Below are 25669 nucleotides of genomic sequence, written 5' to 3' on the forward strand. Positions count from 1 at the left end.
CCGGTGGCGTCCGCGCGGGGGAGAGCGACCGTGAGTGAACGGAGGTGGCCGCGATGGCGGTGACGAGGGCGGCGGCGACCGAGGCGGCGCACCGGTGGATCAACGGCGACCTGCCGACGGCGCGCGCCCGGCGGGTCCGCCTCCACGAGTTCGAGCTGGGCTGGGTGGTCTGGGCGGAGCCCCCGCCGGTCCACGTCGACCCGCTGACCGGGCAGCGGCGGGCGCCCGAGGAGATCGGGGCGGCCTGCGCCGTGGTGGACCGGGTGGACGGCCGGTTCACCGTCTGGCCGTCCGTCCCGGTGCCCGAGGTGGTCCGGCTGTACCGGGACTTCGTCGGCGCGGGCGGGTACGACCCCACCCGGCCGGCCGCCACCGGACGCGGCACCCGCGCCGAGCTGACCTACCGTGACCCGGCGGGCGAGCGGCGGGTCCTGGCCCTGCGGTCGGCGCCGGGCCTGCCGCACCCGGCGCTGCGCGGCTGGTGGTGGCTGCGCGAGCAGGGGGTCCGGCCCGAGGAGGTGCTCGCCGTCCGCACCGACCTGCGGCTGAGCGCCCTGCCGGGCGGCTACTGGGCGTACGCGCTGGTGGCCGAACTCCCCGGCGTCCGCCTGGACTTCGACCTGCCGTACGGGCCGCGCTTCGACCAGCGCGCGGCGGCCGTGCGCGCGCTGCCGGAGGAGGGCGCCGGGCCGGTCCGCAACCGGCTGCCGTTCCCGCGCGCCGTCCCGCCGTCGCCCGCCGAGCCGGAGCACGTGCTCGCGCGGCGGCTGACGGCGCGGTTCGGGCCGGACGGCGTCCGGCGGTTCGCACCGGCGGACGTCGCCCGGGCCGACCTGCCGGCGGAGGACGCCCGGCTGCTGCTGACGGTGGGCGTGCCGGTGGCCGTCGACGGCTGCTTCGCCCTGGACGACCCGCGCCCGGCCGCCGTCCCGGGCGCCCGCCCCGCCGCCGTGCTCCCGCCGGTGGCCGACCACCTGGCGGCGGCGGGCCGCGGTACCCGGGTGGCCGAGCGGGAGCGCCGGGCGCTTGCCCCGCAGGTGGTGCTCGGCACGGACGGCTGGGCGCTGATCACCCTGGACACCGCCTGCGGCGCCGTCCGCGCCGTCGACCCCGACTACGCCACGACCCGCCACTGCAACGCCTCGGTCACCGCCTTCGTGCGCTCCCTCGAACTGGTCGCCGGCCGGCTGCCGGGCCTGCGCGGGCTGGACCCGGAGGCCGCCGGGGCAGCCGTCGCCGAGCTGCAGCGCGGCCTCGCGGCGGTGGATCCGGAGGTCTTCGCCGACCCGGAGAACTGGTGGGCGGTCGTCGTCGAGCAGCTCTGGGACGGTCTGCTCTGAACCGATGGACCGATGGACCGATGGACCCGATGAACCCGATGAACCCGGTGGCCCGGTGCGCCGCCCGCCGCGCCGGCCCTCCACCGTCCGGGTGAACGCCGGAACAACACCGTCCGAATACTGTTCGAACGGTTCCGCCGATCCCGCCGCGGACCGCCCGCCGGAGCCGCGATCAGCGCCCGGACCAGCAAGAACACCGGTACGGGCCGGTCTCCTCCGGCCCCGGATCGCGTAGCGTGGAGATTTATGCGACTCGGTGTGCTCGACGTAGGTTCCAACACGGTCCACTTCCTCGTGGTGGACGCCCATCCGGGCGCCGCCCCCCTGCCCGCCTACTCCCACAAGGCCGAGCTGCGGCTCGCCGAACTCCTCGACGAGCAGGGTGCGATCAGTGAGACCGGCGTCGAGAGGCTGATCGCCATGATCTCCTCCTCGCTGCGGGTCGCCGAGGACAAGGGCGTGGTCGACATACTGCCCTTCGCGACCTCCGCCGTGCGCGAGGCCGCCAACGGCGAGGCGGTGCTGCGCCGGGTCGCCGACGAGACCGGCGTCGAACTGAGGGTGCTCTCCGGCCAGGACGAGGCCCGGCTGACCTTCCTGGCGGTCCGCCGCTGGTTCGGCTGGTCCTCCGGCCGGCTGCTCAACCTCGACATCGGCGGCGGCTCGCTGGAGATCGCCTGCGGCCTGGACGAGCAGCCGGACGCGGCCTGCTCGCTGCCGCTCGGCGCCGGCCGGCTGACCGCCCGCTGGCTGCCCGGCGACGTCGCCGACCCCGAGCAGCTGCGCGGCCTGCGGCGGCACATCCGCGCCGAGATCGCCACCGTCGTCGGCGAGATCTCCCGTCTCGGGGCCCCGGACCACGCCGTCGCCACCTCCAAGACCTTCAAGCAGCTCGCCCGGATGACCGGCGCCGCCCCGGCCGACGCCGGCCCGTACGCCGACCGCCGGCTCACCCGCAACAACCTGGCCGCCTGGCTGCCCCGGCTCTCCGCGATGACCGTCGCCGAACGGGCGCAGATCCCCGGCGTCTCCGAGGGCCGCGCCAAGCAGCTGCTCGCGGGCGCGCTGGTCGCCGACGCCGCGATGGACCTGTTCGGCCTGGACGAGCTGGACGTCTGTCCCTGGGCGCTGCGCGAGGGGATCATCCTGCGCCGGCTGGACGCCATGGACACCGCCGCCGACCGCCGCCGGCCCGCCCTCACTCCCTGAGGTCACCCCCGGACGGACGGCGCCCGGGACGGCCGGGCGGGCACCCGCCCGCTCCCCGTTCCGGGCGCCGTCCGCTTACGCTGTCTCCCGTGGCGCAACCAGCGGGCGAGGACGGAACGCGGGAGGGCCGCGCTCCCGAGGACGGGCAGCCGCGGTCGGAGGCCCCACGCCGCGACGCCCGGCCCCGCAAGCTCGGCAAGGCCGCCCGGGAGGCCGCCGGCGGCGTCGCAGAGAAGGCGGCCCGGAAGGCCGCCACCAGAGCGGCGAACAAGGCCACCACCAAGGACCGGCCCACGGCCACACCCCTGGACGTCGCCGAGGCCGCGTCCAGGAAGGCCGCCAGGAACGCCCCCGGGGCCCCCGCCGCCCAGCCGGCCCGCGGCACCCGCACCGCCCGGGCCGCCGGCGCCGCCAAGGCCGCCGTCCAGTCGGTGAAGTCCGTCAAGGCCGCCCGCCAGGCCGCCGCCCGCCCCCCGCTGCTGCGCACCACCGACCGCCTGGTGCTGCCCGCGCACCCGACCCTGCACATCCCGGACACCAAGGTCGCCCTGTCCACCGCCTCCGTCTACCCGGCCAACACCGCGGTCGCCTTCGAACTGGCCGCCAGGCTCGGCTACGACGGCGTCGAGGTGATGGTCTGGAACGACCCGGTCAGCCAGGACATCGAGGCGCTGCGCCGCCTCTCGGACGCCCACGGCATGCCGATCCTCGCCGTGCACGCGCCGTGCCTGCTGATCACCCAGCGGGTGTGGACCACCGACCCGTGGACCAAGCTGGTCCGCGCCCGGGCGGCGGCCGAGAAGCTCGGCGCGAACGCGGTCGTCGTCCACCCGCCGTTCCGCTGGCAGCGCCAGTACGCCCGCGAGTTCGTCGAGGGCATCCACCGGATGGCGGGGGAGACGGACGTCCGGTTCGCCGTCGAGAACATGTACCCGTGGCGCTACAAGGACCGCGAGATGCTGGCCTACGCGCCCGGCTGGGACGTCACCGACGAGGAGTACCGGCACTTCACCATCGACCTGTCGCACGCCGCCACCTCGCGGGTGGACGCCTTCGCGATGGTCGAGCGGATGGGGGACCGGCTCGCCCACATCCACCTGGCGGACGGCTCTGGCTCCGGCAAGGACGAGCACCTCATCCCGGGCCGGGGCAAGCAGCCCTGCGCCGAGTTGCTGGAGCACCTCGCCCGGACCGGGTTCGACGGCCACGTGGTGCTGGAGGTCAACACCCGTCGGGCCGCGTCGCCCGCCGAACGCGAGGCCGATCTCGCCGAGGCGCTGGCCTTCACGCGCTTGCACCTGGCCACCCCCGCGCGCGTACGCTGACGGCACACGAACGGCCGTCCAATGGGGGAGACATGGCGGAACACAGTGGAGCGGTGAACCGGACCGGCAGCGACTTCCGCGGGCTCGCGGAGTCGTTCGGTGGGGTGGCGGCGGAGTACGACCGGGCGCGGCCGTCGTATCCGCAGGAGTTGTTCGACGAGTTGGAGCGGTTGTCGGGGCGGGTTCTGCGGGGTGCCCGGGTGCTGGATGTGGGTGCGGGGACGGGGATCTCGACCCGGCTGTTGGCGGCCCGGGGTGCGGATGTGGTCGGGGTGGAGCCGAGCGCGGGGATGGCGGCGCAGTTCCTGGCGTCCGGGCCGGGTCTGGCGCTGGTCCGGGGCAGTGGCGACGATCTGCCGTTCCATGATCACTCGGCGGACTTCGTCACGTATGCCCAGGCCTTCCACTGGACGGATCCCGGGCGTTCCGTCCCCGAGGCGATCCGTGTCCTGCGCCCCGGCGGGGCCCTCGCCGCCTGGTGGAACGTGAAGGACAGCGGCGTCGCCTGGGTGCGGGCGATGGGCGAGCGGCTCGCCGCCGCCCTGTCCGAGAGCTACCACGGCTACGGCGCCATCGACGAGTTCGCCTCCCACCTCGCCCCGTACGACCTGCGGACCGGGCACACCGTGCTCCACTGGGAGCGCCGGATCACCGTCGACCACCTGATCACCGACCTCACCTCGCGCTCCTACCTCGCCGCGCTCACCCCGGAGCGGCGCGCGCCGCTGCTGGCCGTCGAGCGTGAGGCCCTGCTGGCGGAGTTCCCGGACGGCTGGGTGATCGAGCCGTACGTGCTGGACCTCACCGTTGCCGTCACCCCGGCCTGACTGCGCGCGTACGCTGACACGTGACGTGAACTGCCGTACGGGGGAGCGGACATGACGGGCATACAGGAATTCCGGAAGCTCGCGGAGTCGTTCGGTGGGGTGGCGGCGGAGTACGACCGGGCGCGGCCGTCGTATCCGCAGGAGTTGTTCGACGAGTTGGAGCGGTTGTCCGGGCGGGTTCTGCGGGGTGCCCGGGTGCTGGATGTGGGTGCGGGGACGGGGATCTCGACCCGGCTGTTGGCGGCCCGGGGTGCGGATGTGGTCGGGGTGGAGCCGAGCGCGGGGATGGCGGCGCAGTTCCTGGCGTCCGGGCCGGGTCTGGCGCTGGTCCGGGGCAGCGGTGACGATCTGCCGTTCCACGATCACTCGGCGGACTTCGTCACGTACGCCCAGGCCTTCCACTGGACGGATCCCGGGCGTTCCGTCCCCGAGGCGATCCGTGTCCTGCGCCCCGGCGGGGCCCTCGCCGCCTGGTGGAACGTGATGGACCCGGACGTGCCCTGGGTCCGGGCCGCCGGCGACCGGGAGCGCGCGCTGCTGCCCGGTGCCGTCCGCCAGTTCGACGAGCTGGAGTCGGCGGCCGACCAGTGGCGCCGCCTCGGTCTGGAGTCCGCCACCACGGTGCTTCGCTGGGAGCGCCGGACCACCGTCGACGACCTCGTCACCGACATGTCCTCGCGCTCCTACGTCGCGGTCCTCGACGAGGACCGGCGCCGTGCGCTGCTGGAGGGTGAGCGCGAGGCGCTGCGGGCCGAGTTCCCGGACGGCCTGGTCACCGCGCCGTACCAGGTGGACCTCACCGTGGCGGTCGTCCCCGGCTGACCACCCGGCTGACCGCATCGCGGACGCGGCGTCCGCCGCCCGGACGGCGGGCGTAGGCTCGACGGACACAGTGGCCCCGCACCCTCCGAACGACCGGGGCCGCGAGCCAGCCTCCGAAGGAGTCGAGCACAGTGCCCGAGCTGAGGTCCCGTACGGTCACCCACGGTCGCAACATGGCAGGCGCCCGGGCGCTTCTCCGGGCGGCCGGCGTAGCCCGCGAGGACTTCGGCAAGCCGATCATCGCGGTCGCCAACTCCTTCACCGAGTTCGTCCCCGGCCACACCCACCTCCAGCCGGTCGGCCGGATCGTCTCCGAGGCGATCAAGGAGGCGGGCGGCATCCCGCGCGAGTTCAACACCATCGCCGTCGACGACGGCATCGCGATGGGCCACGGCGGCATGCTCTACTCGCTGCCCTCACGCGACCTGATCGCCGACTCGGTCGAGTACATGGTCAACGCGCACTGCGCCGACGCGCTGATCTGCATCTCCAACTGCGACAAGATCACCCCCGGCATGCTGATGGCCGCGCTGCGCCTGAACATCCCGACGGTCTTCGTCTCCGGCGGCCCGATGGAGGCCGGCAAGGCCACCCTGGTCGACGGCACCGTGCGCAAGCTCGACCTCGTCGACGCGATCTCCCAGGCGGTCAACGAGAACGTCTCCGACGAGGACATCGCGATCATCGAGGAGAACGCCTGCCCGACCTGCGGCTCCTGCTCGGGCATGTTCACCGCCAACTCGATGAACTGCCTCACCGAGGCGATCGGCCTCTCGCTGCCCGGCAACGGCTCCCTGCTCGCCACCCACACCGCCCGCCGCGCCCTCTACGAGCGGGCCGGCCGCACCGTCGTCGAGATCACGAACCGGCACTACGGCCAGGACGACGAGTCCGTCCTGCCGCGCGCGATCGCCACCCGCGCCGCCTTCGAGAACGCCATGGCCCTGGACATCGCCATGGGCGGCTCGACCAACACCATCCTCCACCTGCTCGCCGCCGCCCAGGAGGCCGAGCTGGACTTCGACCTGCGGGCCATCGACGCGATCTCCCGCAAGGTGCCCTGCCTCTCCAAGGTCGCGCCCAACGGCTCGTACTACATGGAGGACGTGCACCGGGCCGGCGGCATCCCGGCCATCCTCGGCGAGCTCTACCGCGGCGGGCTGCTCAACGAGGACGTGCACACCGTGCACGCCGACTCGCTCGCCGAGTGGCTGAAGACCTGGGACGTCCGCGGCGGCTCGCCCTCCGACGAGGCCGTCGAGCTGTGGCACGCCGCCCCCGGCTGCGTGCGCTCCGCCGAGGCCTTCTCGCAGTCCGAGCGCTGGGAGTCGCTGGACACCGACGCCGCCCGGGGCTGCATCCGCGGCGTCGAGCACGCCTACTCCGTCGAGGGCGGCCTCGCCGTGCTGTACGGCAACCTCGCCGAGGACGGCTGCATCGTGAAGACCGCCGGGGTCGACGAGTCGATCTGGACCTTCAGCGGCCCGGCCGTCGTCGTGGAGTCCCAGGAGGACGCGGTCGAGGCGATCCTCGCCAAGCGGGTCAAGGAGGGCGACGTCGTCGTCATCCGCTACGAGGGCCCCAAGGGCGGCCCGGGCATGCAGGAGATGCTCTACCCGACCTCCTTCCTCAAGGGCCGCGGCCTCGGCAAGGCCTGCGCGCTGGTCACCGACGGCCGCTTCTCCGGCGGCACCTCGGGCCTGTCCATCGGCCACGCCTCCCCGGAGGCCGCGTCCGGCGGCACCATCGCGCTGGTCGAGGACGGCGACACCATCGCCATCGACATCCCGGGCCGGCGGATCTCGCTGGAGGTGCCCGCCGAGGTCCTGGACGAGCGCCGCCGCGCGCTGGAGGCCGGCGGCGGCTACCGGCCGAAGAACCGTGACCGCCAGGTCAGCCAGGCCCTGCGCGCGTACGCCGCGATGGCCACCTCCGCCGACAAGGGCGCCGTCCGGGACGTCAGCAAGCTCGGCTGACCCCGCCCTCCGCGGCAACGCCGACGAGGAGCCGTCCCGGCCACCGGGACGGCTCCTCCGTCGTTCCCGGCCGGCGGGGATAATCGGATCCGTGACCCAGGAACCCACCCCCTCCGCCCAGCCCGCCGGCGCCCCCGAGCCGGAGCCGATCCGCTGGTTCGGCACCAGCTGGGTCGAGCGCGGCGGCGACTACCGGCTGCGCCGCGTCCTCGTCCCCCTCGGCGCCCTGCTCTGCGCCGCGGCCGCCGCCCTGGTGCTGCGCTTCGCCGTCGACGGCATCCGGGTGGCCGACAACGGCGGCTTCCTCAACGGCCTGCTGGTCGCCGCCGTCGCGATCTGCTCGCTGCTCGCGGCGCTGCGCACCTGGAAGCTGCTCACCGAGGGCAAGGAGAACCTGACCGGCTGGATGGCCGAGGAGAAGTCGCTCGGCGTGGTCTGGATCATCGGCGGGGTCGGCGCCCTGCTCGCCTACTTCGTCCGCAGCCTGCGCGAGGCCCCGGGCGAGGCCGTCCGGCGCGCCCGCTACGAGCAGGAGCGCGACCGCCACGAGCGCCGGCAGGCCAACCGCAGCGGGCGGCCCGGCGCCAAGGCGCCGGGCCGGGCCAAGCGCCGACGTTAGGCCGAGGGCCCGGGCCGGCCCTGGGCCCTCGCCGGCCCGGGCCGGGTCAGCTGCGGGTCACCGTCCCGCACTCGCCGTCGCCCTCCGACAGGTCCTTGCTGCGGTCGTACGGGTCGCTGGCGGTGCCGCTGGGCGCCGGCTCGGGGCCGCCGAACGAGGCCGCGAACTGGTCGAACTGCGGGTGCAGGTAACCGTCGTAGACGTCGCAGGCGCTGTTGCCGATCTCGGACCGGCTGTTGATGTTCAGCTTCTTCGGGATCACGTCGAAGCGCTTCGGGTCGTAGAACCGGAAGGTCTCCACCTTGCGGACCACGGTGCGGGTGGTCCAGGTGTCCCCGGCGACGTCGGCGGCCGGCACCGTCCAGCCGACCGGCCGGGCCGTGCCGCCACCGGTACCGCCACCGTTCGTGCCACCGGTCCCGCCGCCGCCCTTCCCGCCCGGGGTGGACGGCCGCGGGGTGGGCGTCGGCCTGGGCGCGGCGGCCCGCTTGGCGGCGTCCGGTCCCGGCCGCAGCGCGTACACGTAGGTGAAGTCGGCGTGCACCAGCACGCCCTTCTCGCCGTCGCCCTCGACCGTGAGCATGCCCTGGAGCTTCACGGTGTTGTCGACCGGGATCGCCTCGGCCGGGTCGAAGCGGGTGAACCAGTGCGTCGGGTCGGTCTCGGCGGACGGCTTGGCGAGCGCCTTGACCGCCGAGTTCTGCTCATCGGCGTCCAGCATCGCCAGCGCGGCCGTCGGACGCCCGCCGGCCACCACCGCCGGGTCCAGGTTGGCCGCCGCCAGGTACTGCTTGACCAGCTCGACCTGCTCGGCGACCTCCTCGGCGGTGAACACCCCGACGGCGCCGGGGGCCTCCTTGGGCGCGAACACCGCGATGTCGGTCGGCCACCCCTCGGCGGGGGAGCCGGCCCACGGGTGGTCGACGGTCGGGCGCTGCTCGGCCGCCACCGACGGCGCGGCGGTCGGCCGGGCGGTCTCCGGGGCGACGGTCGGCACGGGCCCCGACGCGGCGGGCGTACCGCCGGAGCCGTCGCCGAAGCGCGTCGAGTACCAGGACCGCAGCCCGTCGACGTTGAGCGCGGCGAGCACCAGGGCGACGGCCAGCAGCACGAACAGCGGCGTGCGCCACTCCAGCGAACGGCGCGGCCGCGGGTTGCCCCACGCGTCGACCGGCCGGCCCTTGCGGGCGAACCGCTTCCTCGGTGCCGGCCCGTCGTTCACCGAGCGGCGGCCGCCCGGGTCGACGGGCGGCGTGTGCTTCCACTGGGCGGCGAGCATCCGGGTGCGGCCCGTCTGCTCCTTGACGGAGGCTCCCCGGACGAACTCCTCGTCGAGGACGAGGTCGGCGAACGGGTCCTTCCCGTCCGGTCCGGTCGGGGCGGTCCCGTCCGGTTCCCGGCCCTCGGACGGGCGCGGTTCTGGATCTTCGGCGATCGGCATCGCGCCAGTATGCCGACGGGGTGTGACGGATGTTCGATCGGGGCCACACCGGTCGGTGAACGCCCCGGTGGTGTGCGGGGATCAGCCCGTTTTGTCCCTTAGCCGGCCTTGCCCCTCCGCCGGCCTCTCCGCCGAGCCTTTCCGCCGGCCCCTCCGGCCGTCCCCCGGCCGGAGCGCGGCCACGCCCCGTCAGCCCTTGCCGCGGGCCTTCTTCACCGATCCGACCACCCCCGCGACGGTCACCAGCACGGCGGCCGGGAACAGCGACTCGAAGAACGCCTCGAACACGCCCGCGTCCCCGAGGAACAGCTGCGCCAGCATGTTCAGCACCAGCAGTCCGCCGCCCGCCGGGAGCGCCGCCTGCCACGGGTGCTCGTTCGCCCACTGCTGCAGCCGCCGGTCGCTGCCCTCCCGGCGCATCCGGGCGCCGACGGTGCCGACCAGGAAGAAGAAGAACAGGCCCCAGCCGGCCGGACCGGCCAGCATGCTCAGCGACCAGTCCCCGTCGATCAGATCGATCACCAGGTCCGTCGCTCCCACCACCGCACCGACTCCCGCGGCGGTCCGCCACGGCCCCAGGGTCGCCGCGGCGACGGCGACCTGCCGGTTCTCACGTCGGGACATCTCTCCGTGTGCCATGACTCCACGGTGCGCCCGCCTCCACCCCCGGGCCATAGGGGAGAACCCGGAGTTTCGCCCTAGGGGCCGCCCCGGCGCCGCCGCTCGAAGCGTGGACGCTGCCTCCGGTGGCGGGCGCGCGGTGCGAGGATGGCCGCGGTGCCGGAACGCGGTACCGGAGGCAAGGAGCGGCCATGACCAGCAGCGCGGCGCACGGACAGAAGATCGCCTTCCTCGGCACGGGCAAGATCGGGGAGGCCCTGCTCTCCGGTCTGCTGCGGGCGGGCAAGGACCCGGGGGACGTCCTGGTGACCGCCCGCCGCCCCGAGCGGGCCGCCGAACTGGCCGCCCGCTACGGCGTCGGCGTGGTCGGCAACACCGAGGCCGCCAAGCTCGCCGACACCCTGATCCTCGCGGTGAAGCCGCAGGACATGGGCACCCTGCTGGACGAGCTGGCGCCGCACGTCGCCCCGGACCGGCTGGTGATCTCGGCGGCGGCCGGCATCCCCACCGCCTGGTTCGAGGCCCGGCTGGCGGCCGGCACCCCGGTGGTCCGGGTGATGCCCAACACGCCCGTCCTGGTCGACGAGGGCATGAGCGTCATCTCCGGCGGCTCGCACGCCACCGAGGCGCACCTGGAGCGGGCCGAGGAGATCTTCCGCTCGGTCGGCAAGGCGCTGCGGCTGCCCGAGTCCCAGCAGGACGCGGCGACCGCGCTCTCCGGCTCCGGCCCGGCGTACTTCTACTTCCTGGTCGAGGCGATGACCGACGCCGGCATCCTGCTCGGCCTGCCCCGGCAGGTGGCGCACGACCTCATCGTGCAGTCGGCGATCGGCGCCTCGGTCATGCTGCGGGATTCCGGCGAGCACCCGGTGAAGCTGCGCGAGGCGGTCACCTCGCCGGCCGGCACCACCATCGCGGCCATCCGCGAGCTGGAGAACCACGGGGTGCGGGCGGCCCTGCTGGGCGCCCTGGAGGCGGCCCGGGACCGCTCCCGGGAGCTGGCCTCCGGCGGCAAGTGACCGCCGGGGCCGGGCCGGCGGGCCGATAGGGTCGAACGCATGGCCTATGAACTGGTGATCTTCGACAACGACGGTGTCCTGGTGGACAGCGAGCCGCTCTCCAACCGGCTGCTGGCCGAGTACCTGACCGAACTCGGCTACCCGACCACGATCGAGGACTCCTACCGGGACTTCATGGGCACCGCCGCCCACCGGGTGCACGACGTGATCGCCGAGCGCCACGACGGCGCCCGCCTCCCGGAGGGCTTCGACGAGGCCTTCCACGGCCGGGTCTTCGACGCCTTCGCCACCGAACTCGCCGCCGTCCGGGGCGCGGACGCGCTGCTGAAGGAGCTCCAGCGGCGCGCCGTGCCCTACTGCCTGGCCTCCTCGGCCCACCACAGCTGGATCCGCGCCGCGCTGGACGTCACCGGCCTGCGCGGGCACATCGCGGAGGAGCGGATCTTCAGCGCCCAGGACGTCGGCGTGGGCAAGCCCGCCCCGGACCTGTTCCTGCACGCGGCCCGCACCCTGGGCGTCGACCCGGCGGCCTGCCTGGTGCTGGAGGACAGCCCCAACGGTGTGCTCGCCGCCCGCGCGGCCGGCATGGACGTCTACGGCTACACCGCGCTGACCGACCCGGCGAAGCTGACCGCGGCCGGTGCCACCGGCCTGATCGCCGACCTGTCCGAGGTCCCCGCCCTGCTCGGCTGAGCGCGCGCACCCCCTCCCGAAAACGGCCGTCTGCCCCTACGCTCTCGCCACCGACCGCCTTACCGGCCAGTAGCGAGGTGCATGTGCGTACCGAGGACGCCGAGAACGCCGACCGTGCCGAGAGCTCCGAGGGCTTCCCGACCACGCCCCCGGCCACGCCCCCGATCACGCCCGGGCTCAGGGCCGGCCGGGCCGCGCTGGCCGCGAGCTTCCTGCTCCAGGGCGTCACCTTCGCCCTGCTGGTCACCTGCATCCCGGAGATCCAGGACCGGTACGGGCTGAGCGACGCGCTGCTGCCGCTGTTCCTGGCCGCCGTACCGGTGCTGGCCGGGGTGGGGTCGATCGCCTCCGAGCGGCTGGTCCGCCGGACCGGCGCGCGGGCCGTGCTGCGGGTGGTCCAGCCGGCCGTCTGCGCCACCCTGGCCGCCACCGGCCTCGGCGACGCGCTCTGGCAGCTGGCGCTCGCCCTGGGCGCCTTCGGACTGCTGGTCGGCGCGCTGGACGCGAGCATGAACATGCTCGGGGTCGGCCTCCAGCACCGCTACGGCCGCTCGGTGATGCTCGGCTTCCACGCCGCGTTCAGCCTCGGCGCCATCCTCGGCGCGGCCGTCGCCGGCCTCGGCGCGCACGACGACCTCGGCCTGCCGGTGCTGTTCGGGACGGCCGCCGCGGTGATCGCCCCGCTCGCCCTGCTGGCCGGCGCCTTCCCCCGGCCCCCGGCCGGGGAGGCCCCCGACGCCGGGCCCGCCGGACTCGGCGACGCCGTCCGGGAGGCCGCCGAGGCCGCCGCCCGGACGATCCCCTGGCGCCCGCTGCTGCCGCTCTGCCTGGCGATGGCCTTCGCGTACATCGCCGACGCCTCGGTCTCCAACTACAGCGTCAAGTACCTGACCGACGGGCTGGACAGCCCCGAGGACATCGCCAAGCTCTCCTACCTCGGCTACATGGTGGCGATGCTGGTCGGCCGGGCGCTCGGCGACCGCGCCGTGCAGCGCTGGGGCGCCGTCCCGGTGGTGCGCGGCGGCGCCGTACTGGCCGCGCTCGGCTTCGCGGTGGCCGCCGCCGCGCCGGGCGCCTGGGCCGGGATCGCCGGGTTCACCGTGCTGGGCCTCGGCATCTGCGCGATCATCCCGCAGGTCTTCGCGGCCGGCGGGCGGCTCTTCCCGGCGGACTCGGACGCCGCGGTGGCCCGGCTCAACCTGTTCAACTACGTGGGCTTCCTCGTCGGTTCGCCACTGGTGGGCGCGCTGGCGGACGCGAGCTCGTACCGCTGGGCGCTGCTCGCGCCGATGCTACTGGTGCTGGCCGTCCTGCCGCTCGCCGACCGCTTCGCCCCGGCCCCGGCGGCGCCCGACCCCGCCCGGACCGCCGTCCGGGACCAGGTCTGAGCCGCCCGTACGACCAGCGTTCAAGGACCCGTTGGCGGGCCCGGCCGCCGCCACCCACTACGGTGGACGGCATGCCCGAAGCCGAGCGTGACACCTCCTGCGGCCTGCACCTCTTCTGGGACGAGGCGGTCACCGCCTACGACTTCGGCCCAGGCCACCCGATGGACCCGACCCGGCTGGCGCTCACCATGTGCCTGGTGGAGGACCTCGGCCTGGCCGCCGGACCGGGTGTCACCCTCCGCTCCGCCCCGCCCGCCGGTGAGTCCACGCTGCGCCTGGTGCACACCGCCGAGTACGTCGAGGCGGTCAAGTACGCCGCCGCCCACCCCGAGCGGCAGGACGTCCGGCACGGCCTCGGCACCGACGACAACTGGTCCTTCCCGGCCGTCCACTCCGCCTCCGCGCTGATCGCCGGGCAGTCCGTCGCCGCCGCCGAGGCCGTCTGGCGCGGCGAGACCCCGCACGCCGTCAACTTCGCCGGCGGCCTGCACCACGCCATGCCCGACCGCGCCTCCGGCTTCTGCGTCTACAACGACCCGGCCCTCGCCATCGCCCGGCTGCTCGAACTCGGCGCCGAGCGGATCGCCTACATCGACGTCGACGTCCACCACGGCGACGGCGTCCAGCAGACCTTCTGGGACGACCCCCGGGTGCTCACCGTCTCCCTGCACGAGCACCCCGCCACCCTCTTCCCGCAGACCGGCTGGGCCACCGAGACCGGCGGTCCCGGCGCCGAGGGCTCCGCGGTCAACCTCCCGCTGCCCGCCGGCACCGGCGACACGGGCTGGCTGCGCGCCTTCCACGCCCTGGTGCCCGAGCTGCTGACCGCCTTCCGCCCGCAGGTCCTGGTCACCCAGCACGGCGCCGACACCCACCTGGAGGACCCGCTGGCCCACTTCGCGGTCACCGTGGACGCCCAGCGGGCGATCGCCCAGGAACTGCACGAGCTGGCCCACGAGCACGCCGACGGCCGCTGGATCGGCCTCGGCGGGGGCGGCTACGCCGTCGTCGACGTCGTCCCGCGGACCTGGACCCACCTGGTCGCCACCGCGGCCGGCCGACCCGTCGACCCGGCCACCGAGACCCCGGAGTCCTGGCGTGCCGAGGTCTACCGGCGCACCCGCCGCCCGGCCCCGCTGCGGATGACCGACGGCGCCCGTCCGGTCTGGCGCGACTTCGACGCGGGTTACGATCCGGCGGACCGCCTCGATCAGGCGATCCTGGCCACCCGCCGCGCCGTCCTGCCGCACCACGGCCTGATGCCCTGACCCGGGCGGCCGTTTCCCGGCCCCGTTTCCCGCCCCGGACGGCCGAACCGGTGCCACCGCTTGTGAAGACCTGGTGCCCCGTCGCGTTGAGTGCGCACGCCGACTAGTGCAGACCGCCGATCGGCTACGTACTGCAACGGGCTTATCCCTCACCGTACGAGGACTGCGCTTCCCCCTCTTCCCACTGGTACCACCCATAACTACTCTGGGGATACACGTGTGCCGGTGGAGTCACCGGAGGGGAAGCCGGTGCCTTGCACACGGGTAAGGGTCGGGTGATGGTCATGAGTTCCGGCGAACGCCCCTTGCAGGACGTCGTCTTCCTGACCGTGGCCGAGGTGGCCGCGGTCATGCGGGTCTCCAAGATGACGGTCTACCGGTTGGTGCACAGCGGTGAGCTGCCCGCCATCCGGGTCGGCCGCTCGTTCCGGGTGCCCCAGCAGGCAGTGCACGAGTACCTCAAGGAGTCCTACGTGCGGCTCGAAAGCGCGTAGGCGGGCCGGTCCGGTACGGGGTCCGCCACGGTGGACCCCGTATCCGTTCGCCCCGGATTCGCCTTGAGTTCGCCCGCCTCGGGGAGCGCGATTACGGCCCTGGGCGTGTGGAATGTAGGCTAGGCCCTCCGTCAGTCGTATGGACTCCGTCTCTCACGGGCGAGAGTCTCAGTGAGCGAGGGTTGTTCCGTGGGCTCTGTCATCAAGAAGCGTCGCAAGCGTATGGCCAAGAAGAAGCACCGCAAGCTTCTGAAGCGCACGAGGGTTCAGCGTCGCAACAAGAAGTGACGTCTGCTTCCTGCGCTTGTCCCCGCCTTGGTGGGGGTGGTCCGCGGACTCGCGTTCAGCGCCGTAGGAAGAAATAGTGCTCCCCGTTCTGCGGGGGTGCAGGCGTTCCACCGCCCGCCCAGGCCCTCGTGGCCCGGGCGGGCGGTGTCGTTTCCCGGCCCGTCGAGGCGGCGCGGTACGGTGCACGCAGGCCTCCCGGGCCGAGGAATGGGGTGCAGCGCTGTGGGAACGGTCGTGCTCGTCACCGGCGTGGCCCGCAGCCTCGGGGCCCGCTTCGCCGCCGAGCTGCGCCGCCGCCCGGGGGTGGACCTGGTGGTCGGGGTGGACGTGCAGCCGCCGCGACCGGCGCTGCGCGCGCTCGCGGAGCCGGACGGGCCCGCCGCGCCGTACCGCTTCCACCAGCTCGACCTGCGCCGCCCCGCCGTGGCACGGGTGATCGCCGAGCACGGCGTCGACACGGTCGTGCACCTCGCGGTCAGCGCCACCGGCCTGGGCTCCACCCACCGCTCCGCGGTGAAGGAGTCCAATGTGATCGGCACCATGCAGCTGCTCGGCGCCTGCCAGAAGGCTCCGGGGGTGCGGCGGCTGGTGGTGAAGTCGACCACCGGCGTCTACGGCTCGGCGCCGCGCGACCCGGCGGTGTTCACCGAGCGGACCCAGCCGAAGGTGCTGCCGGTCGGCGGTTTCGCCAAGGACGCCGTCGAGGTGGAGGGCTACGTCCGCGGCTTCGCCCGGCGCCGCCCGGACGTCGCGGTCACCGTGCTGCGGTTCGCCAACATCGTCGGCCCGGGCGCCGACACCCCGCTGAGCGAGTACTTCGCGCTGCCGGTGCTGCCGACCGTGCTCGGCTACGATCCCCGGTTGCAGTTCGCGCACGAGGACGACGTGGTCGAGGTGCTCTGCCGGGCCTCCTTCCCGGCCGAGCCGGGCACCGTGAACACCGGCACCTTCAACGTCGCGGGGGAGGGTGTGCTGCTGCTCTCCCAGTGCGCCCGCCGGCTGGGCCGGCCGACCCTGCCGCTGCTGCTGCCCGCCGTCAGCTGGATGGCCGGCCTGGCCCGGCAGACCCGGCTGGTCGACGTCTCGCCCGAGCAGCTGCGGCTGCTGACCCACGGCCGGGTGGTGGACACCGCGCGGCTGCGGGAGGCGTTCGGCTACCGCCCGTCGTTCACCACCCCGGAGGCGTTCGCGGACTTCGCCGCCGCGTTGTCGCCCGGGCTGCTGCCGCCGGGCCGGCTGACCGCCGTCACCGACGGCCTGGCCGCGCTGCTCGCCGGGTCCGGCGCCGCCGCTCGGGCGCACCGACCGCACTGACCGCACTGACCGCACACTGACCGCACCGAGCCAGGAGCTGAACCCGCATGAGTGCCGCCGCCGAGAACGCGCCGGGTGAGGCGAAGGTCATCCCGATCGAGTCCGCTCCCAGTTGGACCGAGCCGCCGGCCGGCGGTCCGGGGCTGGCCGACCGGGTCGCCGACGCGGTCGGCGGCGCGCTGGCCGGGCGGCTCGGCGCCGCCGCGACCCGGGCGTTCGGCAAGGGCTGGGAGGAGCGGGCCGCCGACGGCCTGTCCTTCCTGCGCCGCCGGATCACCGGCGACTACGAGGTCGACGAGTTCGGCTTCGACCGGGAGCTCACCGAGGAGGTGCTGCTCGGGCTGCTGCGGCCGCTGGCGGAGAAGTACTTCCGGGTGGAGGTGCGCGGGATCGAGAACATCCCGGCCGAGGGCGGCGCGCTGATCGTCGCCAACCACTCCGGGACGGTCCCGCTGGACGCCCTGATGACCCAGGTGGTGATACACGACCACCACCCGCGCCACCGGCACCTGCGGATGCTCGCCGCCGACCTGGTGTTCGTGCTGCCGGGCGTCAACGAGCTGGCCCGCAAGGCCGGGCACACCCTGGCCTGCAACGAGGACGCCCAGGCGCTGCTGGAGCGCGGCGAGCTGGTCGGCGTCTGGCCGGAGGGGTTCAAGGGGATCGGCAAGCCGTTCGGCGAGCGGTACAAGCTGCAGCGGTTCGGCCGGGGCGGGTTCGTCTCCTCGGCGCTGCGGGCGGGGGTGCCGATCGTGCCGTGCTCGATCGTCGGGGCCGAGGAGACCTATCCGATGATCGGGAACTTCCGGACGCTGGCCCGGCTGCTGGGCCTGCCGTACGTGCCGATCACGCCGACCTTCCCGTGGCTGGGGCCGCTCGGGGCGGTGCCGCTGCCGACCAAGTGGATCATCGAGTTCGGCGAGCCGATCGCGACCGACCGGCACCCGGCGGACGCGGCGGACGATCCGATGCTGGTCTTCGACCTGGCCGACGAGGTGCGGGAGACCATTCAGCACACGCTCTACCAGCTGCTGGTGCAGCGGCGTTCGGTGTTCTTCTGACGGCCGGCGGGCCGCCCCGGACGGGCCGACACGGCGGGGCCCCGGCGGACGAGGTGTCCGCCGGGGCCTCTCCGTTCTCCCGCCGTCCGGCCGGTGCCGTCCGGTGCCGCCCGGTCAGCCGCCGAGGATCCGCAGGCCGGGCAGCAGGCCCGGGATCAGCGGGGGCACCTCGACGCCCTGCTGGGCCGCGCCGCTCGCACTGGGCGCCGCCTCGGTCGGCGAGGCCGGGGGCTGGTCCGGCGTCGGCGCCGGGGCGGGCGCGTCCGCACTGGGCGAGGGCTTCGCCCCGGTGAGCCCGCTGGTGAGGTTGTCGACCAGTCCGCCGACCGGGGCCGGTACGACGTTGGCCGGGCCGCTCGGCAGCGGGAGGACCGGTGCGGCGGGCGCCGCCGGGGCGGGGACGCCACCCTGGGCCGGGGCCTGCGGGGTGCCGCCGGGCCGGTCGCCGGCCGCACCGCCCGCCGGGCCGCCGTTGGCGCCGCCCTGGGCGGGTGCGTTGCCCGCCGCCGGGTTGCCGCCGGGCGCCGCCCCGGTGGCCGGCGCTCCGGCGCCGCCGCCGACGGGGCCGTGCGTTCCGCCGCTCGCCCCGCCGCCGGCCGGAGCGCCGCCGGGGGCGGGCTGCTGGACCAGACGCAGGGGCGCGACGTCCTGGCTTATGGCGTCGAAGAGCTGGTCCACCAGGTGGGCCTGCGGAGTGAGCTGGACCGGGAGCCGGGACTGGATCTCCGACCAGGTGCCGTCCTCGTCCTGGGCGAAGCCGGCCAGCGTGCGCATCGGGTCGAGCGAGCCGTTGTTGCGGTAGACGGCGCGCAGCAGGTCGCGCCCCCTGAGGGCGTCGGCGTGCATCGCGTCGAGGGCCTTGCGGACCTGCTCGACGGTGCCCGGGCTGAGCGCGCCGGCCGGGTCGGTCCGGCCGACCAGGGACTTCGCCTCGCCGAGGCGGGTGGCCGCGTTGTCCAGGAGCAGTTCGCCGCGTTCGCTGTCGGAGCCCGCGAGGTTGAGCCGTAGACCCTCCAGCCCGCGCTTCATGCCGTACAGCGGGTCGCCGGGGAGCGCGTTGCCGCTGGCGGCCGCGGCGCCGGCGAAGCTGCCGACGGCGAGGCCGGCGACCAGTCCGCCGATCGCGAACCGGCGGCTCCAGCGTCCGCGCGGCGCGGTGCGGACGGCCCGGTGGCGGCGCTGCCGTGGCACGGTCGCGCCCGGGCCGCCCGCGAAGGCCTGCTCGAACGCGGCCATCAGCTGGGCGCGTTGGACGGTCCGGACCTCCTGGTCGAGTTCCGGGGCCGGCAGCGCGCGGAGCGCGCCGACCGTGTCGATGAGTTCCGTCATCGCGGCCGAACCGGCGTTCCCGCCGGTGGTGGTGGCCGTTCCGTCGGCAGCGCGGTGCTCCGCCTGGTGGGCCTCCAGCGCCTCGGCGAAGGCCTTCGCCCGCCGGTGCTCCAGCACGTTTGCCGTCACGGACCACACCTCCCTTCGTCGTTGTCGACACCCCGGCTTGCCGGACGGTTGCTCCGACAAGCCAAAGCCACTCCATCGGGTGAGAGGTCGCAATTCGACTTGACCGTACGCCTGGTGGAGGCTTGCACGCTGGCCAACGAGCGGTGCGGGCGGTCGGTTACGCACGGCTGATCATCGGACCGACCGTTCACCCGGATGTGTCGGGCCGCCCCGGAAGGTGACGGCCCGCTTCCTATCTCTCCTGCCGCTTGCCCGGAATCCCGCCCGGAACGCCGCCGGCTCATCGCGCGTCGGGCGGGAGCAGCCGGGCCAAGGTGCGCACGGCGCGGTACTGCAGGGTCTTGATGGCGCCCTCGTTCTTACCCATGATCCGGGCGGTCTCGGCGACCGAGAGCCCCTGCAGGAAGCGGAGGGTGACGCATTCCTGCTGCTGCGGGTTCAGCCGCCGGACGGCCTCCAGCAGGGCGGCGTTGGAGAGCGACTCCAGCACCGACTCCTCGGGGCTGCGCTCGCACTCGTTGGAGTCGAGCATCTCGCCGGTGGTGACCTCCAGCCGGAAGCGGCTGGACTTGAAGTGGTCGGCGACCAGGTTGCGGGCGATGGTCACCAGCCAGGCGCCGAAGTCCCGGCCCTGCCAGGTGAAGGTGCCGATTCTGCGCAGCGCGCGCAGGAACGTCTCGCTGGTGAGGTCCTCGGCGGTGGCCCGGCTGCCGACCCGGTAGTAGATGTAGCGGTAGACGGTGTCCGCGTAGTGGTCGTAGAGCCGGCCGAAGGCGTCGCTCTCGCCGGCCTGGGCCCGCTCGACCAGCTCCATGATCGGGTTGTGCTCGGTCTCGTACCCGGGGCCGGTGGTGGTGCGGGCGCGGCTGCGGCCGCCGGTGGTGCCGGTGCGGCCGCGCGCGCCGGTGCCGGCCGATCCGGCGGCGGTGGTGCGCAGCAGTGGACCGCCGAGGGCGGGTCCGTGGCCGAACGGGGCTCCGGCGGGCGCCGGTTGGGGAACGGCGGCGAGCTGGCTGCGGAGCAGGCTGCGCAGCAGGTCCAGGCCGGTGGAGATCTGCCGGGGCGGGGCGGGGCGGACGCGGAGGCCGGTGCGGGAGCGCAGGGGCGCGGACGACGGGCGGGAGGGTGCAGGCGCGTCGTTCCGGACGGGTGGGTACACGGGACTCCCAGAGGCAGAACTGTGGACGGATCACCTCCGCCTGCGCGGAGAGCACGTCCGTCCCGCCCGGTCCTGCTTGGGGCGGGTGGGTGACGTGCATCCAGGAGAGAATAACGCTTTGTGCAATGACAGCTACACCGTGTGGTCGAAGTGGTCGTTTGGGATCCGCGCGGGGTGCAAATCCGGCCGACACTGACCGAACGCGTCAGCGATCGGCTGGCTCAACGTGACAGAACGGGTGCGCCAGGTGACCGATTCGGCGGCGTGGCGGGCGGTTTCCCGGCCCGGAGGTCAGATAATCCCCGACTTTCGCAAGGTGGCGAACGATCAGATCCGGTCACCGGGTGGCGGGTTCGGTCGGCAGGGTCGGGCGGTCGTGCGGCGCGCGGGAGTTCGCCCGTACGAGCGGCCTGGTCAGCGTGCGGATTGACCACGCTCACCCCGGCGAGGGGCGCCCGGACGGGGGTCGCGGAGCGGGCCCGCGACCCGCGCCGGACCGGGCGCCGGGGGCGGCGGCTCAGGCCCGGCGGCGGCGGTGCAGCGCGACCCCGGCCGCGGCGGCACCGGCCGCCACGCCGAGCGCGGCGGCGGCCGGCAGGCCCACCCGGGCCGCCTTCCGCCCGGTCCGGAAGTCCCGCACCCGCCAGCCCTGCGCCCGGGCGTGCCGCCGCAGCGCGCCGTCCGGGTTCACCACGTACGGGTGCCCGACCAGCGAGAGCATCGGGATGTCGTTGGCCGAGTCGCTGTAGGCGGCGCAGCGGTCGAGGTCCAGCCGCTCGCGCCGGGCCAGGGAGCGCACCGCGGCCGCCTTGGCCGGGCCGTGCAGCAGCTCGCCGACCAGCCGGCCGGTGTACGCGCCGTCGCGCGCCTCGGCCACGGTGCCGAGCGCGCCGGTCATGCCGAGCCGGGCCGCGATGATCCGGGCCACCTCCACCGGGGCGGCGGTGACCAGCCAGACCCGCTGGCCCGCGTCCAGGTGCATCTGCACCAGAGCGCGGGTGCCCGGCCACACCTTGTCGGCGATGACGTCCTCGAAGACCTCCTCGCAGAGCGCCTCCAGGTCGGCGGTCCGCTTGCCGGCCACCACGCCGAGCGCGGTGTGCTTGGCGTCGGCCATGTGCTCCGGGTCCTCGGCGCCGTGCAGCCGGAACCAGGCCTGCTGCCAGGCGAACCGGGCGATGTCCCGGCGGCTGAGGAAGCCGCGCCGGTAGAGGCCGACACCGAGGTAGAAGATCGCGGCACCGCGCAGGATGGTGTTGTCGCAGTCGAAGAACGCGGCGGCGCGCGGGTCGTCCGGCTCGGGCGTGTGGTTCTCCACCGGGGCCTTGGGTGCCTTGCCGCGCTTGGCCGGCTGCGGCTCCGTCGGCTGCTCGTCGGCGGACCGCTCCTCGGCGGGGCGCTCCTGCGCGGGCGGCGCCCCCGCCGGCCGCTCCGCCACGGGCTCCCCGACCGGAGGCTCCCCGGTCGGCGGCTGCGGCGCGGCCCGCAGGGCGGCCTCCGCCGCCTCGGCCGCGGCCTCGCCCGCGAGGGCGGTCCGCGAGCTGGTGGAACGCCTTGCCTGGGTGAGCCTTCGGAGCACGGCCATGTCATCGAGCATAGCCAGCCACCTGGGCGGCGGCCGTGACGGCGGCGTGCCCGAGGGGTTAACGGGAGGAGGGCCGGCCGTGTCCGGCGCGTCTGTAGGGGCGTCGCACAATGGCGGGGTGAGCCCACTGCTGCGACGTGACAAGAACCCGGGGCCGAAGCCGGCCGACCGGACGGTGACCCTGGTGGCCAAGCCCGGCTGCCACCTGTGCGACGACGCCCGGGAGGTGATCGCCCGGGTCACGGCCGAGCTGGGCGCCTCCTTCGAGGAGAAGGACATCACCCAGGACGAGGAGCTCTATCGGCGCTACTGGGAGCAGATCCCGGTCACCCTGATCGACGGCCGCCAGCACGACTTCTGGCGCGTGGACGAGAAGCGCCTGCGCACCGCCCTCGGCGCCTGACCCCGGCGCCGTCCGGCCCCGCCCGGGGTGCCCCGACCCCCGCCGTCCGGCGGGGGCGGTTCGCCGAATCGTTGCCGTTTTTCCGGGTGGGCGGTTTGGGACGCCCCCTGCCGCCCGGCTTACGATCGAACTCGTTTGCGCCCATGGGGGGCTGAGCACGCGAGGAGTGCCGCCATGCTTCCCGGCCCGCCACCGGCAGCGCCCGCCGATCCGTCGGCCGCGCGCGGGGGCTTCGCCGTGGTGGACGTGGAGGCGACCGGCCGCAGTCCCTGGCGGCACCGGGTGGTCGAGGTGGCCGTGGTGCTGCTGGACGCGTCGCTCCGCCCGGAGAGCGAGTTCTGCACCCTGCTGGACCCGCTGGGGCCGGTCGGCCCGACCCATGTGCACCGGATCGCGCAGGAGGACGTCGAGGGCGCCCCGCGGTTCCGCGAGATCGCGCCGAGGCTGCTGGAGCTGCTGGCCGGCCGGGTGCTGGTCGGTCATCACGTCACCTGCGACCACGCCTTCCTGGATCGCGAGTTCGCCCGGATCGGGGTGCCGCTGCCGCCGGTGCCGCTGCTGTGCACCATGCGGCTGGCCCGCGCCCACCTGCCGCAGGCCGGCGGTTTCGGCCTGGCGGCCTGCGTGGAGGCGGCCGGCCTCGGCGCCTTCGCGGCGCACACCGCGCTGGGCGACGCCCGGGCCACCGCCGGCCTGCTGCGGCACTGCCTGGCCGCGCCGTCCTGCCCGCCGGGGGACTGGACGGAGCCGCTGCGGCAGGCGGCCCGGGTGCCGTGGCCGCGGCTGGGGCGGGCACGCTCGCGCCCGTCGGGCGAGCCGGTTCCGCTGGTGCCGCGCGACCCCGCCCGCCCGGCCCCGGTCCCCGCCCCGCGTGACCTGCCGGACCGTCTTCCGTACGGTCCCCGGCCACCCGCTGCACCGCCCCCGGCGGCGGCCCGGAAATCGACCGGTGCTATGGGGTCGACGGCGTGATGCGCATCACTGTGCGGGGACAAAACGGACACCATCTTTGTGCACACGTTCACAAACGCATAGCCTGGCTGCCAAAGCCCAGCTTCACCCACAGGAGCAGCGTGGCAATCGGCCGATCACCACAGAGCAGTTCGCAGACGCCCGACCCGGGCGCCGCGCGCCGACCCTCGCGTGCCCGGGGAATCCCGGAGGCGACGGTCGCCCGGCTGCCCCTCTATCTGCGCGCGCTCACCGCGCTCTCCGAGCGCTCGGTGCCGACCGTTTCCTCCGAGGAACTGGCCGCCGCGGCCGGGGTGAACTCCGCCAAGCTCCGCAAGGACTTCTCCTACCTGGGCTCCTACGGCACCCGCGGTGTCGGCTACGACGTCGAGTACCTCGTCTACCAGATCTCCCGCGAGCTGGGCCTGACCCAGGACTGGCCGGTCGTCATCGTCGGCATCGGCAACCTCGGCCACGCGCTCGCCAACTACGGCGGCTTCGCCTCCCGCGGCTTCCGGGTCGCCGCCCTGCTCGACGCCGACCCGGCCGTGGTCGGCAGCACCGCGGCCGGCCTGCCGGTGCGCCACATGGACGAACTGGAGTCCATCGTGGAGAGCCAGCACGTCTCGATCGGCGTCATCACCACCCCGCCCGGCGCGGCCCAGCAGGTCTGCGACCGGCTGGTCGAGGCCGGCGTCACCAGCATCCTGAACTTCGCCCCGACCGTGCTGACCGTCCCGGACGGCGTGGACGTGCGCAAGGTGGACCTCTCCATCGAGCTGCAGATCCTCGCCTTCCACGAGCAGCGCAAGGCCGGCGACGAGCCGGACCGCACCGAGTCCGTGCTCGACCGGGCCCCCGGCCCGGTCCGCGCCGCCGCCGCCAAGCTGCGCCGGGCGGCCGGGGGCAACGGCAAGACGCGCACGGCCGCCGAGGACGCGGACCCGGCGGCGAAGGGCAAGCCCGGCAAGACCGGCGAGGGCGAGCTGTCCGCGGTGATGCCGGCATGAGCACCGAGATTCGTGGGACCAGGGAGCGGGCGTGAGTCTTCTCGTCGTAGGGCTGAGCCATCGCACGGCCCCGGTCGGGGTGCTGGAGCGCGCCGCGCTGACCGGTGCGGTGCCGACCCGGCTGCTGCACGACGCGGCCGCGTCCGCGACCGTCGCCGAGGCCGCGCTGCTGAACACCTGCAACCGGATCGAGCTGTACGCCGACGTGGACAAGTTCCACGCCGGTGTCGCCGAGCTGTCGCTGCTGCTCGCCCACCACAGCGGGGTGGACCTGGAGGAGCTGACCTCGCACCTCTACGTCCACTACGAGGACCGCGCCGTCCACCACCTCTTCTCGGTGGCCTGCGGCCTGGACTCGATGGTGGTCGGCGAGGGCCAGATCCTCGGCCAGCTGCGCGACGCCCTGGCCAAGGCCCAGGAGGAGCACACCGCCGGGCGCGGCCTGAACGAGCTGTTCCAGCAGGCGCTGCGGGTCGGCAAGCGGGCGCACAGCGAGACCGGCATCGACAAGGCCGGCCAGTCCCTGGTGACCTTCGGCCTGGAGCAGGTCGCGGCCGGCGCGGGCGAGATCGCCGGCAAGCGGGCGCTGGTGGTCGGCGCGGGCTCGATGAGCTCGCTGGCCGCCGCCACCCTGGTCCGCTCGGGCGTGACCGATCTGCTGATCGCCAACCGGACGCCGGCCCGCGCCGAGCGGCTGGCCGAGATCCTCGGTACGGACGTCGCCCGCACCCTGGAGCTGGCCAAGGTGCCCGAGGCGCTGGCCGACGTCGACCTGGTGATCTCCTGCACCGGCGCGGCCGGTGTGGTGATCAAGGCGGACGACGTCGCCGCCGCGGTCGCCGCGCGTGCCGGCGCCACCCCGCTCGCCTTCCTCGACCTCGCCATGCCGCGTGACGTCGACCACGCCGTGCACGAGCTGCCCGGCGCCCTGCTGGTCGACCTGGAGAGCCTCTCGCACGCCCACGCCGCCACCCCCGGCGCGGGCGACGTCGACGCCGTCACCGGCATCGTCTCCGACGAGGTCACCGCCTTCGCCGCCGCCCAGCGCGCCGCGCGGATCGCCCCGACCGTGGTGGCGCTGCGCGCGATGGCCTCCGAGGTGGTCGCCGCCGAGCTGGGCCGCCTGGACTCCCGGCTGCCCGGACTGGACGAGCGCTCGCGCGCCGAGATCGGCCAGACCGTTCGCCGGGTGGTCGACAAGCTGCTGCACGCGCCCACCGTGCGGGTGAAGCAGCTGGCCGCCGAGCCCGGCGGCGCCTCCTACGCGGAGGCCCTGCGTGAACTCTTCGACCTTGACCCGGCCGCCGTGCACGCGGTCTCGGGCACCCCCATCGGCGCCCAGCAGCCCGCGGGCGGGGGCGCCGCATGAACCGTCAGCCATCCCACGAGTACCACCGG

Annotated in this window: 24 protein-coding genes; 19 read left to right on the top strand and 5 right to left on the bottom strand. The window is 74.6% G+C overall.

Going from position 1 to position 25669, the window contains the following annotated elements:
• The first annotated feature begins 53 nt into the window (after positions 1 to 53).
• From ACFU9E_RS04340 to ACFU9E_RS04370, 7 genes are all read left to right on the top strand, one after another.
• Entirely contained in the window at positions 54 to 1340 is a 1287-nt protein-coding gene (locus ACFU9E_RS04340) for an SUKH-4 family immunity protein (protein WP_380689481.1), read from the top strand.
• A 246-nt stretch (positions 1341 to 1586) separates the two neighbouring features.
• On the top strand, positions 1587 to 2549 hold the full coding sequence (locus ACFU9E_RS04345) for a Ppx/GppA phosphatase family protein (RefSeq protein ID WP_355357920.1): 963 nt from the start codon (positions 1587 to 1589) through the stop codon (positions 2547 to 2549).
• Between the two features lie 497 nt (positions 2550 to 3046).
• Positions 3047 to 3874 carry a sugar phosphate isomerase/epimerase family protein gene (locus ACFU9E_RS04350; protein WP_380688602.1) on the top strand — a complete coding sequence of 276 codons (828 nt, stop codon included), beginning with the start codon at positions 3047 to 3049 and terminating at the stop codon, positions 3872 to 3874.
• 53 nt (positions 3875 to 3927) lie between these two features.
• Positions 3928 to 4701, top strand: coding sequence for a class I SAM-dependent methyltransferase (locus tag ACFU9E_RS04355; protein ID WP_380688596.1), 774 nt, complete (start codon positions 3928 to 3930; stop codon positions 4699 to 4701).
• Between the two features lie 51 nt (positions 4702 to 4752).
• Positions 4753 to 5523 carry a class I SAM-dependent methyltransferase gene (locus ACFU9E_RS04360; RefSeq protein ID WP_380688598.1) on the top strand — a complete coding sequence of 257 codons (771 nt, stop codon included), beginning with the start codon at positions 4753 to 4755 and terminating at the stop codon, positions 5521 to 5523.
• A gap of 131 nt (positions 5524 to 5654) precedes the next feature.
• Positions 5655 to 7499, top strand: a complete 1845-nt coding sequence (ilvD, locus tag ACFU9E_RS04365; protein WP_380688600.1) for a dihydroxy-acid dehydratase — start codon at positions 5655 to 5657, stop codon at positions 7497 to 7499.
• 91 nt (positions 7500 to 7590) lie between these two features.
• Positions 7591 to 8118 (top strand): hypothetical protein, encoded by a 528-nt coding sequence (locus tag ACFU9E_RS04370; RefSeq protein WP_380714761.1) that lies wholly within the window; start codon positions 7591 to 7593, stop codon positions 8116 to 8118.
• Positions 8119 to 8164: 46 nt separating this feature from the next.
• Here ACFU9E_RS04370 and ACFU9E_RS04375 read toward each other — a convergent pair whose 3' ends face one another.
• Positions 8165 to 9559, bottom strand: coding sequence for a hypothetical protein (locus ACFU9E_RS04375; RefSeq protein WP_380685661.1), 1395 nt, complete (start codon positions 9557 to 9559; stop codon positions 8165 to 8167).
• Between the two features lie 189 nt (positions 9560 to 9748).
• A complete protein-coding gene (locus ACFU9E_RS04380) occupies positions 9749 to 10183 on the bottom strand; it encodes a hypothetical protein (RefSeq protein WP_380685663.1) in 435 nt (144 codons plus the stop codon).
• A gap of 188 nt (positions 10184 to 10371) precedes the next feature.
• Between ACFU9E_RS04380 and proC the strand changes: the two genes are divergently transcribed.
• The 8 genes from proC (at position 10372) to ACFU9E_RS04420 (ending at position 17705) form a co-directional block, all read left to right on the top strand.
• Positions 10372 to 11199, top strand: a complete 828-nt coding sequence (gene proC / locus ACFU9E_RS04385; protein WP_355357941.1) for a pyrroline-5-carboxylate reductase — start codon at positions 10372 to 10374, stop codon at positions 11197 to 11199.
• Between the two features lie 39 nt (positions 11200 to 11238).
• Complete coding sequence (locus ACFU9E_RS04390; protein ID WP_380685665.1) at positions 11239 to 11892, top strand: HAD family hydrolase; 654 nt, start codon at positions 11239 to 11241, stop codon at positions 11890 to 11892.
• A 164-nt stretch (positions 11893 to 12056) separates the two neighbouring features.
• A complete protein-coding gene (locus ACFU9E_RS04395; protein WP_380685671.1) occupies positions 12057 to 13280 on the top strand; it encodes an MFS transporter in 1224 nt (407 codons plus the stop codon).
• A 71-nt stretch (positions 13281 to 13351) separates the two neighbouring features.
• Positions 13352 to 14548 carry an acetoin utilization protein AcuC gene (locus tag ACFU9E_RS04400; RefSeq protein WP_380685667.1) on the top strand — a complete coding sequence of 399 codons (1197 nt, stop codon included), beginning with the start codon at positions 13352 to 13354 and terminating at the stop codon, positions 14546 to 14548.
• Between the two features lie 284 nt (positions 14549 to 14832).
• Positions 14833 to 15042, top strand: coding sequence for a helix-turn-helix domain-containing protein (locus ACFU9E_RS04405; protein WP_045937940.1), 210 nt, complete (start codon positions 14833 to 14835; stop codon positions 15040 to 15042).
• Between the two features lie 189 nt (positions 15043 to 15231).
• Positions 15232 to 15330 carry a 30S ribosomal protein bS22 gene (locus tag ACFU9E_RS04410; RefSeq protein WP_003948845.1) on the top strand — a complete coding sequence of 33 codons (99 nt, stop codon included), beginning with the start codon at positions 15232 to 15234 and terminating at the stop codon, positions 15328 to 15330.
• Positions 15331 to 15552: 222 nt separating this feature from the next.
• Positions 15553 to 16644, top strand: coding sequence for an NAD-dependent epimerase/dehydratase family protein (locus ACFU9E_RS04415; protein WP_380685669.1), 1092 nt, complete (start codon positions 15553 to 15555; stop codon positions 16642 to 16644).
• A 47-nt stretch (positions 16645 to 16691) separates the two neighbouring features.
• On the top strand, positions 16692 to 17705 hold the full coding sequence (locus ACFU9E_RS04420) for a lysophospholipid acyltransferase family protein (RefSeq protein ID WP_355357953.1): 1014 nt from the start codon (positions 16692 to 16694) through the stop codon (positions 17703 to 17705).
• 114 nt (positions 17706 to 17819) lie between these two features.
• Here the strand turns inward: ACFU9E_RS04420 and ACFU9E_RS04425 are convergent, their stop codons facing one another.
• The 3 genes from ACFU9E_RS04425 to ACFU9E_RS04435 form a co-directional block, all read right to left on the bottom strand.
• On the bottom strand, positions 17820 to 19163 hold the full coding sequence (locus ACFU9E_RS04425; RefSeq protein WP_380684781.1) for a DUF5667 domain-containing protein: 1344 nt from the start codon (positions 19161 to 19163) through the stop codon (positions 17820 to 17822).
• Between the two features lie 280 nt (positions 19164 to 19443).
• Entirely contained in the window at positions 19444 to 20217 is a 774-nt protein-coding gene (locus ACFU9E_RS04430) for an ECF subfamily RNA polymerase sigma factor, BldN family (RefSeq protein ID WP_380684782.1), read from the bottom strand.
• Positions 20218 to 20839: 622 nt separating this feature from the next.
• Positions 20840 to 21907, bottom strand: a complete 1068-nt coding sequence (locus tag ACFU9E_RS04435; protein ID WP_380684780.1) for an HAD-IB family hydrolase — start codon at positions 21905 to 21907, stop codon at positions 20840 to 20842.
• Positions 21908 to 22025: 118 nt separating this feature from the next.
• On the opposite strand from ACFU9E_RS04435, the gene ACFU9E_RS04440 reads away from it, so the two are divergent.
• The 4 genes from ACFU9E_RS04440 (at position 22026) to ACFU9E_RS04455 (ending at position 25640) form a co-directional block, all read left to right on the top strand.
• Positions 22026 to 22310 (top strand): glutaredoxin family protein, encoded by a 285-nt coding sequence (locus ACFU9E_RS04440; protein ID WP_355357961.1) that lies wholly within the window; start codon positions 22026 to 22028, stop codon positions 22308 to 22310.
• 174 nt (positions 22311 to 22484) lie between these two features.
• On the top strand, positions 22485 to 23282 hold the full coding sequence (locus ACFU9E_RS04445) for an exonuclease domain-containing protein (RefSeq protein WP_380684779.1): 798 nt from the start codon (positions 22485 to 22487) through the stop codon (positions 23280 to 23282).
• A gap of 101 nt (positions 23283 to 23383) precedes the next feature.
• Complete coding sequence (locus ACFU9E_RS04450) at positions 23384 to 24271, top strand: redox-sensing transcriptional repressor Rex (RefSeq protein ID WP_380684778.1); 888 nt, start codon at positions 23384 to 23386, stop codon at positions 24269 to 24271.
• 31 nt (positions 24272 to 24302) lie between these two features.
• The gene (locus ACFU9E_RS04455; protein ID WP_355357970.1) at positions 24303 to 25640 is read left to right on the top strand and encodes a glutamyl-tRNA reductase; all 1338 of its coding nucleotides are present in this window, start codon (positions 24303 to 24305) and stop codon (positions 25638 to 25640) included.
• Positions 25641 to 25669 lie beyond the last annotated feature (29 nt).

Origin of the sequence: Kitasatospora sp. NPDC057595, assembly GCF_042800875.1 — a bacterium.
Taxonomy (GTDB): domain Bacteria; phylum Actinomycetota; class Actinomycetes; order Streptomycetales; family Streptomycetaceae; genus Kitasatospora.

Coding starts and splice junctions, on each gene's coding strand:
- ACFU9E_RS04435 (WP_380684780.1), bottom strand. CDS start 21,907: ATGGCCGTGCTCCGAAGGCTCACCCAGGCAAGGCGTTCCACCAGCTCG.
- ACFU9E_RS04340 (WP_380689481.1), top strand. CDS start 54: ATGGCGGTGACGAGGGCGGCGGCGACCGAGGCGGCGCACCGGTGGATC.
- ACFU9E_RS04420 (WP_355357953.1), top strand. CDS start 16,692: ATGAGTGCCGCCGCCGAGAACGCGCCGGGTGAGGCGAAGGTCATCCCG.
- ACFU9E_RS04375 (WP_380685661.1), bottom strand. CDS start 9,559: ATGCCGATCGCCGAAGATCCAGAACCGCGCCCGTCCGAGGGCCGGGAA.
- ACFU9E_RS04405 (WP_045937940.1), top strand. CDS start 14,833: ATGAGTTCCGGCGAACGCCCCTTGCAGGACGTCGTCTTCCTGACCGTG.
- ACFU9E_RS04380 (WP_380685663.1), bottom strand. CDS start 10,183: ATGTCCCGACGTGAGAACCGGCAGGTCGCCGTCGCCGCGGCGACCCTG.
- proC (WP_355357941.1), top strand. CDS start 10,372: ATGACCAGCAGCGCGGCGCACGGACAGAAGATCGCCTTCCTCGGCACG.
- ACFU9E_RS04445 (WP_380684779.1), top strand. CDS start 22,485: ATGCTTCCCGGCCCGCCACCGGCAGCGCCCGCCGATCCGTCGGCCGCG.
- ACFU9E_RS04345 (WP_355357920.1), top strand. CDS start 1,587: ATGCGACTCGGTGTGCTCGACGTAGGTTCCAACACGGTCCACTTCCTC.
- ACFU9E_RS04390 (WP_380685665.1), top strand. CDS start 11,239: ATGGCCTATGAACTGGTGATCTTCGACAACGACGGTGTCCTGGTGGAC.
- ACFU9E_RS04400 (WP_380685667.1), top strand. CDS start 13,352: ATGCCCGAAGCCGAGCGTGACACCTCCTGCGGCCTGCACCTCTTCTGG.
- ACFU9E_RS04360 (WP_380688598.1), top strand. CDS start 4,753: ATGACGGGCATACAGGAATTCCGGAAGCTCGCGGAGTCGTTCGGTGGG.